Annotated in this window: 6 protein-coding genes; 4 read left to right on the top strand and 2 right to left on the bottom strand. The window is 38.0% G+C overall.

Features of this window, described 5'->3' with window-relative positions:
* Positions 1 to 187: 187 nt before the first annotated feature.
* Complete coding sequence (locus AAEY57_RS17960) at positions 188 to 1,489, bottom strand: outer membrane protein transport protein (protein ID WP_350608428.1); 1,302 nt, start codon at positions 1,487 to 1,489, stop codon at positions 188 to 190.
* Between the two features lie 282 nt (positions 1,490 to 1,771).
* Here AAEY57_RS17960 and AAEY57_RS17955 point away from each other — a divergent pair, with 282 nt between their 5' ends.
* Positions 1,772 to 2,092: a hypothetical protein gene (locus AAEY57_RS17955; RefSeq protein ID WP_350608427.1), complete on the top strand. Its 321-nt coding sequence runs from the start codon at positions 1,772 to 1,774 to the stop codon at positions 2,090 to 2,092.
* Here AAEY57_RS17955 and AAEY57_RS17950 read toward each other — a convergent pair.
* The gene (locus tag AAEY57_RS17950) at positions 2,052 to 3,269 is read right to left on the bottom strand and encodes a cyclic di-GMP phosphodiesterase (protein WP_013464161.1); all 1,218 of its coding nucleotides are present in this window, start codon (positions 3,267 to 3,269) and stop codon (positions 2,052 to 2,054) included. The two genes, AAEY57_RS17955 and AAEY57_RS17950, sit on opposite strands and share 41 nt — an antisense overlap.
* Before the next feature lie 556 nt (positions 3,270 to 3,825).
* On the opposite strand from AAEY57_RS17950, the gene AAEY57_RS17945 reads away from it, so the two are divergent.
* The 3 genes from AAEY57_RS17945 to AAEY57_RS17935 are packed head-to-tail and all read left to right on the top strand — an operon-like array spanning position 3,826 to position 9,226.
* The gene (locus AAEY57_RS17945; RefSeq protein WP_350608426.1) at positions 3,826 to 4,398 is read left to right on the top strand and encodes a hypothetical protein; all 573 of its coding nucleotides are present in this window, start codon (positions 3,826 to 3,828) and stop codon (positions 4,396 to 4,398) included.
* On the top strand, positions 4,398 to 6,638 hold the full coding sequence (locus AAEY57_RS17940; RefSeq protein ID WP_350608425.1) for a hypothetical protein: 2,241 nt from the start codon (positions 4,398 to 4,400) through the stop codon (positions 6,636 to 6,638). Before AAEY57_RS17945 ends, AAEY57_RS17940 begins: the two co-directional genes overlap by 1 nt.
* The gene (locus AAEY57_RS17935) at positions 6,638 to 9,226 is read left to right on the top strand and encodes a tyrosine-type recombinase/integrase (RefSeq protein WP_350608424.1); all 2,589 of its coding nucleotides are present in this window, start codon (positions 6,638 to 6,640) and stop codon (positions 9,224 to 9,226) included. Before AAEY57_RS17940 ends, AAEY57_RS17935 begins: the two co-directional genes overlap by 1 nt.
* Positions 9,227 to 9,285: the final 59 nt, after the last annotated feature.

Below are 9,285 nucleotides of genomic sequence, written 5' to 3'. Positions count from 1 at the left end.
ATTAGATTTAACATCGCAAGAACTTGAAATTTTAGAGAGTAATAATCTAATGTTGGCTTAACCAGATCTCAGGTTAACCAGTTAATTTATAAGTATAAAAAAAAGCCGCTTACTGCATTTGCTGTAAGCGGCTTTTTTGTGTCTAGGCTCTAGGCTCTAGGCTCTAGGCTCTAGGCTCTAGGCAGAATTAGAATGTGTAGTTGTACTGAGCACCTAATAATACTGCATGACCTTTTGATTCAAAAGACCATTGCTGTGGTAGCGTTTCGCTTTCTACTTTTTCAGTGAACTTTTGCGTTTTACCACGTAATACACTCACACCTAAATCAACATTTGAGTTTTGATCAATCGCGTAGTTACCACCGAACGAGAACCAGAAACGGTCTGTATCAGGGATAGAAATTGATAAATGCTGTTGTGATACTGGTGATTCATCAAACGCAAAACCAGCGCGAAGCATTAAGTTTTCGCTGTACTGGTAATCAGTACCAATTGAGTAGCGCATTGCATCAGAAAAGTCTTCTGTTTTTTCAAAGGCACTGAACTTATCGCCTGTAGGCGCAGTAACTTGTGCTTCTAATGAATCAAAGCTGCTCCAACCTGTCCATAATACGCTGTAGTGAACGCCTAGCTTTTCATCTAACTGGTGAGAACCAGAGAACTCAGCAATTGCTGGCAATGTAATTTCAACAGAGCCCGGTAATTCAAGTTGTCCGTTTAATCCACCAGGAATAAATGAAGGTAGTTCATTCGAGTATTCACCTTCAAAAGTAATATCTGTTTCTGTACGGTAGTTAAAACCAAAGCGGCTATTTTCATCTAGCTGATACATTAAGCCAACGTTTAAGCCGTAGCCCATATCATCACCTTCAAGGTGAACAGCATCAGCACTTGCAGGAATAGAAGCAATAGCAGGGTTTACAGGAGGTACTACACCAAACTTACGAATAATCTTCGCTTCTGCATAAATTGCATTTAAGCCGATACCAAAGCTAAACTGCTCTGATACTTTATAAGCAACACTTGCGTTCATGTTTACAGTAACAATTTCAGTTTCACCGGCAATTTGGCCAGCTGCGTAATCATCGTTAAACTCAGTAGCAAGGCCAAAGTTAGAAAAAGCACCAAACCCAACCGATACTTTATCGTTTACTGGCATAGTGAAATAACCTGCTGGAATAATCGCGCTTGGTGCAATGCTGTCATCATCTAGTACGCTGTTATCCAAACCGTAAGCATTACCTGTGCCTTTAAGGCTCACATCAGGAATGACAGCCATAGCTGCAACACTAAGTTGCTTCTCTTTAAACAACGTCATTAATGCTGGGTTACGTGCAACCACAGACGCATCGTCTGCTACAGATGCTTCACCTGCGTATGCACGACCTAAACCAGATACGTTTTGCTCAGCAAGCTGAAAAGCCGCTGCAAAAGTATCAGCTGAAACAAATGCCAGCGATGCCGCAATAAGAGTTTTAGTAAATTTCATTGTTGTGTCCTTAGCCAAACTTACTGTTTGGATAGCTATGTGTGTTGTTATTAGAGTTTCAATCCTGCGTACCCTACCTTAATTTTTTATAAAAAACCTTACTAAAACGTTAAAAAAAGCCAAAAAACACGTTTTTTAACGACAATTTAACAACTATTTAAAACTCATCGGACAAGAAGTGTGGTATTAGAGTATATACTCTAATGAGATTAATTCTTATTTGCATTGACTTAAAATACTTTGCAATTTACACTGCAATTAAAATCACAAAGGGAGAAAACTGTGATCATTTTACTTATTCTTGCTGGGCTTATTTTTTGCGGCATTAGTGTTTATTTCTTTTATAAGGCAAATTATTGCGCGTGTACGCGTGCTGGGAAATGTGACAATCCTGTCAATCAATATTGGCTCGCAGCCATTGCCATGGCGCTTATTGCTTTAGGTTTTTGCTGCTTAGCATTACATGTAGAATTAGGCACAATATTGTGCTTAACGCTGATGGGGAGTTGCTTTTTGGGTGGGTATATTTCTGTTAAAACAAACGAAAAAAGAAGATGTAACGCTAAAGCAGTAAATGCTCTTTTAAAAGCCGAGGCAAATTAATCTTATAATCAGCGGGTTTAACACTTGCCTGTATTTTTATCTCGTTATTATTTAAGCTTAAATCTATATCTTTTGCGGTAACATGATGGTTATGTTTAGCGTTGTAAAAAAGCTTCACTTTAGGTTTGATAGGGTTTGAATGATTGCCCTCTAGCACCAACGCTAATCGCTCATTGGTTAACTTAACAATAGTCCCTACTGGGTGTACACCTAAACACTTAATAAATAACTGTACTAACTCTGCATCAAACAGCTGTTTGTTAGCTAACAAATAGCGAAGCGCATTAATTGGCTCATCACCCTCTTGATGCGGTCTATCTGCTGTCAATGCATCGTATACGTCTACAATCGCAATGATCCGAGCTGGGCGGCTTAATTTGCTTCCATCTACACCTCTTGGATAGCCTGAACCATCAAGACGCTCATGATGATTTACAATCATATCAAGCATTAAAGGCGTAATACCTTTTCCGCCTTTCAACAATCCTAAGCTTTGTGCGACATGCTTTTTTATTGCCGTCATTTCGTTACCCGTGACTTTTCCTGGTTTGGAAAATATCCCTTGCGGTAACTTAGCCTGACCTAAGTCATGCATTAAAGCCCCCATTGCAAGCTCTTGCACAACAGCGCGTTTATAACCTAAGTATTTAGCAAACACCGCTGTAAAAATGGTGCAGTTGATCATATGACGCCAGTTGTAACTGTGCTTATCTTTGATCCGAGTTAAAATAGTCATAGCGTGTTCATTACGAAATACAGAGCTCACTATTTCATTACTTATTTCATTGAGCGCTTCAATATTAAGTGACAAACCTGATGTTAAGTCACCAAAAATACTTTGTAGTTTTCTGTTGTGCGCATCATAACTCACACTGGCTTTTGCAAACTCTTGCTCTAAGCTTATAGCAACCTTTGCCTTAACTGGCTTATCTTGCTTAGCTACAGGAGCTTGTGGTTTTTGTTTTTCTTTGTATTTAGCTGGTACGGCGACATCACTTTTTGTAAAGTCGATGAGAAGCTCAAGCACCCCTTCGGTAATTAAACGCTGAATGATTGATTTATCACGAACCAAACCACTGGTTTTAATTTTTATGCCATCCACACTCTCCTGCTGCTTAGTAACGCTATTTACGTACATGCCTGGAACGAGTTCTGATATAGGTAAGGTGATTAGCATAAAAATGAGGGTTTCTATAATTAATGAATATATACTTTAAATAGCATTATTTAGCTATAAAAGTCTAGCTTTTGAGTTCAGGGTAATAATAAATGATTAACATCAATAATTATACGCACTAGCAAGAATAAACCATAAGCTCAGCAATGAATATACGCCTAAAGGTATAAAATAGATTGCTACATATTTTATTATCGAAAATTAAATAAGGTAAGGTAGTGGACTGATTTAAATAATTGTAGGTATTTTGAGGAAGAAACAGGAAATGATACTTTAAACGCAAATGGCGCTCTCGGTAGGGATCGAACCTACAACTTAGCCTCCGGAGAGCAGCATCGCTAAATATTATTATTAGGCGTTAAGTGGTTTTATTTGTAATCCATTGATTCAATTTGAAATATTAATTATACATTGAAGAGTCGCTTAACGCCAATTTAGAACAATAGTCACAGTCTAGTCACAATGACAATCAAATTATTGGTCATTATGCGACCAAATTTGACCATCGCTAAAATAAAAAGCACAATAAAATATGGATTAGTGCAAGGGGTAGGCAATGGCAGTTACTAAAAAAATTAGGTCAGTCAGTTTAAGGCACTGCAGTCTTTCATGCCATGAATTAGCTCGGCCAGCGTACGCATTAAGTAAAGATCTGAGGCACCAGATAAGTAACAGGCAATTACCACAAGAATTTATCACACTATCTCAAACATTAGAACCTGTTCACGTTATTGAGGCTCCTAACAATTCGTTCGAGTTTTTCGCCGGTTGGCAGTGGCTTGATGAATGTAAAATCAGACAAGTGCAAGACATAAGCATAATTATTCATAAACATATTCCAAGCGGCGAAATAGTGAAAACTGCTTGGGCTTATCAGTTATGTAAACATTCCAGCGATCTCCATCGAAGTAGCAATCTTGCTCAACTAACTGAACTGCTTGATAAGATACCCTCGAACATAAAGAAGCAACTCCTAAACGGCTCTTATTCATCTTCTGCTTTGAAAACAGTTTCCAACCTAACAAATGAATCTCGTTCTGCGATCCGCAACCAATTAAGAAAAACAAAAATTACTAAAACTGAAACAGAGCATAAATCTGTATTAAATGAGCTCTTAAGGAGTAATTAATGTCAATTTATTTACTACTAGAAGAGCCAAAGACTGATAGGCCTGAGTACACAAAAAAAATACTCATACAACAGGTTGGGGTGACAATCAAAACAATCCAACAGATTTCACCAAATGTGTATGATGACGAAATCCAAGCTCTTGAGTTACCTAATGACCTAACAGTAAGTTTGCAAGATAAAGGCACATTAGAAGCCATTTTTTCTGAAATAAAAAAAAGTGGTCTACTTAAAGAACAGGCTTGCAATGCCTTTATCCTATCGACCTATGCGCTAAAAAGTGATGAGTTCACAAAAGGACTAATTATTCAGGCAAAAATAATATTGGCAGCCTCCACCCTTATTAAACTTGATAATTACTATGGTGTTATTAAAAGAGCACTAGATGCTATTCGGCTTCTATTTACCGACAGGTTTTGTGCAAGTCTATTACCTGAGTTGCCAGATTTCGCTCTTGATAATAGTAGTCTCATAAAAGAACTAATGCTCCTTAAAAATAAAGGTCGCTATGGGAGTCATCACTTAACTTCGATTATTGCTTTGTTAAAAAACTATCACAATAAGGCGCCACGTTATTATCCGCGAAACGTAAAACGTAAATCTGGTACAGGGTCAAACCCGAAAAGACCTGATTATGCGCCCGCTGAACCAGCTTATATGAGTGATAAAGATGAAGATAACCTAACCGAATTTACAATATCTCCTTTGGAAAATGACGAGAATGATATCAATATCGACGACTTGGAGCACATAGCAGATCAGCAGTCGGCAAAGCGATTTTTTGCAATCAACTTAATTGCACCTGATGAAGTAATGCATTCTTTATCACTTCAGAACCAACTGGCTAAAGCTGCAGCAAACAACATTTTCAGGCGAGAAAAACAACTTACTTGTGAGTATAGGCAACTCACGCGATTTGAAATAACCTGCTTGGTAGAGCACTGCATGAACTATGTAGAGGCTGATGATAATTGCGCTTACCTTCTGACTTGTTTGCTAATTGGTAAGAATCTTGAAGAGATTAAATATAACAATCATTCACTCGTTATTAAAGATAATGGTCCATTTAAAAACCAACCTGTATGGTTATATAAACCGAGCTTACCTGAACATAAAGTTGATACACCTCTTGAAACCTTGCTAAATCGTTCTATCGGGAAAGTGATTATGAGCTTGCCGAAACAGTTAACCTCGGCCTTATCAAAATTACTAACAACCACAATAGATCTAATTCAAATTAAAGATTCTGTGCAATGTATTATCGATACAATAAATAAAGAAAAGAATACTAGGCTGACACTTCCACGAATTATTAACTATCTTTCCTATTTTATGAACAGCAAAGGTGTTGATGCAACAGAAATCGCTTTGCTATTAGGGAAAAGTATCCAGCAAGAGCCTGGGTGCTCATACTACCAAGTCAACGTGGGACAGTTGCTCCAACTTCACCAGAAATTTGTAAAAAATGTATTGGTAAATACCAATCAATTATTTGCGAATGAAATAAACCAACCAACAGAGATAACTGTTGGCAGTCAGCTACAAGTTAAATCTGATACATTAGCAAAGATGTTTGCGCTACTTCACGACCGTTTATCGGTACTTAGAAATATGAAATGGAGCGCCCTAGAAGAATTTCATAATATTTACACCATATATATCCTATATATGCTTAATCTATCCACTGGACACAGACCCGTCAGGCACCCCTATGAAACCCTAAACTGCTTTGATTTCAATGCCGGTACCTTGTATATATCCGATAAAGAAGTAAGGAGCTCACTTTCTGCTAGGGTTGTCGCATTACCGAAAATTGCCATTGACCAGTTACTCTTTTATAAGGCGCACCTAACCAATATCCTGTCATTTATCACGAACATTAAAATCGAAACAGGTAAACAAATTCAAAATGCTCTCACAGCTAAGGGCCCGTTATTTTTCTTTTTAAATGATTTGAATTTTATAGCCGTCACCCCTGCAAACTTAGAGGTTTACAGTAGAGATATTTTGCCTTTAAAGCTAAATTGGCACCGACATTTCATGCGTACCTGGCTGCGTAAGAACCGTATCCATGGCCATTTAGTGGATGGGTGGATGGGGCACATCAGTAGCTGTGGGGATGCGCTCGGCAGATACAGCGGAATTTGCATGGCTGATTTGAAGGACATCGCAACAGTTATTAATACACTTTTGGTTGATGAACTCAAAATTAAAGCGCAAGCCCCCTGGAGTTCTCAATAATGACGGAAGCAAATGAGAAAAAAACATTATTTGGCGCCAAAGAACGAGCTCACAAAAGAAAAAAACACCAACAAGCGATAGAAAAACATACTCATTATCTTATTGCCGATTTGCTACCAGAGTTGACTAAATCGCATGTAAATATAAGTTCAGAACGCTACAAAAGGCAGATAGTCAAATTATTACAAAAAATTGAAGTAGATAACACATCGATAACTGATCTTAGAATTGCCCGAAATTACCTTGCCAAATTCATTAACGATGGTAATAAAAATGAAAAATGGTTATTGGATGTCCCACCCTATATACAAAGGGTTCAAAGAGAAAAACCATTAAGGACTGAAAAGTGGTTTAAACGCAGCAAATCATTAAACCAATGGGTAGAACAATGGTTTGATACATTAGAAAAAAGAAGTGCCACTGAAAAGGCAATTACATCAGATCAGGTACTCGCCAATACTTTAATCTCGGCCGCTATTTTTGGAGGCGTGTGTATTGCTGAAGCGCTTGTATCACTAAGAAAGCAGCTGCTTGAAGATAATAAACCGCTTACTCAAACGGCAGAAACTATCTGGCTCGACTTAACATTTAACGCCAAAGCTCAGGCGCATAATATTTTTCTAAATGAACAACCCATCACTTTACGTCGTTGGTATCCTGACAATTTAACGCTTGCTTGGATAAACCATTTTCTAAGCCTAAGAAACTCCATTAAAGCTGATGAAGTACCTACAGCTTGGCAGTTAGTCAAAGATCAACTTACACACATAGACCCGTCTATCATAAAGACTGTAAAAAGCATGCAGCAGTTTGCTGAGTCTGCGGTCGGCGTTACTGAGCAGTTAAACTGTGTAAGATTAAATCAAGCAATGGTTCAATATCTGGTTGGTAAAGTTCCCTCCGCCTCATTACCTCAGTTAAACCATAACTTACTTGTTGCACGACCTTCCTTTACTGTCATCAATAATGTCCTAGATGAATTAACTCGTATTCCTGCCGCAAGCAAAACGCCTCAATCCCGTAACCATACAGTTCTGGTAAGCAATTATGAACGCGTTGTTACAATGATCAGATCTTGCCTATCACCTATACAAAAAGGCTCAAATAAAAATACACCTAAAGCTGCAATAACTCAGCTTCAAAAACTGGAGTCAAATCAACACCCAAAACCACTGTCCATGCTTATTGAGTGGTTTATCAGTTTGCTTGCTGAAAACAAAAAAGTTTCAACCGTTTCACGCTATTTCTCCGCAATTGGTAAACCATGGCTGGCAGTAACTGCAACTATCGATATAGACGATTTGGATTCCGAAGATTTTGAATCCCTTTACCGCGATATTCTAGATACCCAACTCAGTGAAAAAAACCGCCATTATATGGCTGGCAGGTTTAATCAATTTCATTTGTATCTTAGTCGTAATCATGATCTGCCGCTATTAACGAGCTCTTTAGCTGATGCAACCTCAAAGAGTCATTCATTTATCAAAGCTGCCTTTATACCCGAGCAAGCATTTGAAGTCTTTATGCAATCTATTGGAAAAATGTCAGCAACCTATAGAAGAAAGCAAATGCTCCAGTGCTTGTATGTAATCGCATTTCGCTGCGGACTGAGGCGTGGTGAGTTACTAAAGCTCAGACTTCAAGATGTTGAGTCTTCATCTGATCGCTGGTTATTTGTTCGCAATAACAGGTATGGTAATAACAAATCCTCTAGTGCTCTGCGAAAAGTTCCGCTATCAGTACTTATGAAAATGGAGGAGTCCAAACTCTTTGAAGACTATTTAGCTTATAAAAAATCGCTTGATAATAGCAGTCAAACCCTGCTGTTTTCTCATGAGCAAAGTGTCCATATTCCCTTGGATGGTAACTACGTCAGCACATTAGCAAAGATGCTATTGTCAAAAATTACTGGTTTCCCATTTATCTTTCATCATTTTCGCCATACCACTCTTTCCAGGCTCCAAATCATCTTGGAAAATGATAAAGAATTAATTAAAGAAGTCATCAGCTACCCTGAAGATCAAATTAGAGAAATAAAAAGAGCACTAGGTGGTTTTGACAACCATGAAGTTAAGCGAGACATTTACTGGGCTTTAGCTGGTTTTGCTGGGCACTTAACACCAGAAACAACATTCAACAATTACCTGCACTTTACAGATCGCATAGCGTCCAATAAATTAAAAGACACCCAACACCTTTTATCTATTAATTTATTTAAACAAATTTCAGGTCTTTCGAGCAACATTATCAGCCGCACAATAGGTGATAAAGATGTGACGGAAAAATACATAGAAATCAATTTGTTTGCAACTACCTTACATAGGAGGCTAGAAAAATATAGTCAAAAAATTCTCCTTCCTGAGAGGAGTTTAAACGACAAACACAATAGTCAAATCGAAAAGGATGTTTATCTACGAGACCGACAGGCACCATCTGCCGAGATATGTCTCGCAGTGCTGCAAGCGGCAGAAAAAAAAGCAACCATAAATGAGTTGGTGTTTAGATTTAACCTTGATGAAGAGCTCATTAGTCGGTGGATAATTAAAGCAAAAGACACTTCTAATCTAATAAACCTGAGCTTCGGATAAGAAATTACTAATTTAAAGGAACTAAATGCTCGTTCCATGATCCGATCATTCGACCAAGA

It is taken from the genome of Pseudoalteromonas sp. MER144-MNA-CIBAN-0113, from assembly GCF_040308965.1.
GTDB lineage: Bacteria > Pseudomonadota > Gammaproteobacteria > Enterobacterales > Alteromonadaceae > Pseudoalteromonas > Pseudoalteromonas tetraodonis.
This window is presented reverse-complemented; position numbering and strand designations above follow the sequence as displayed.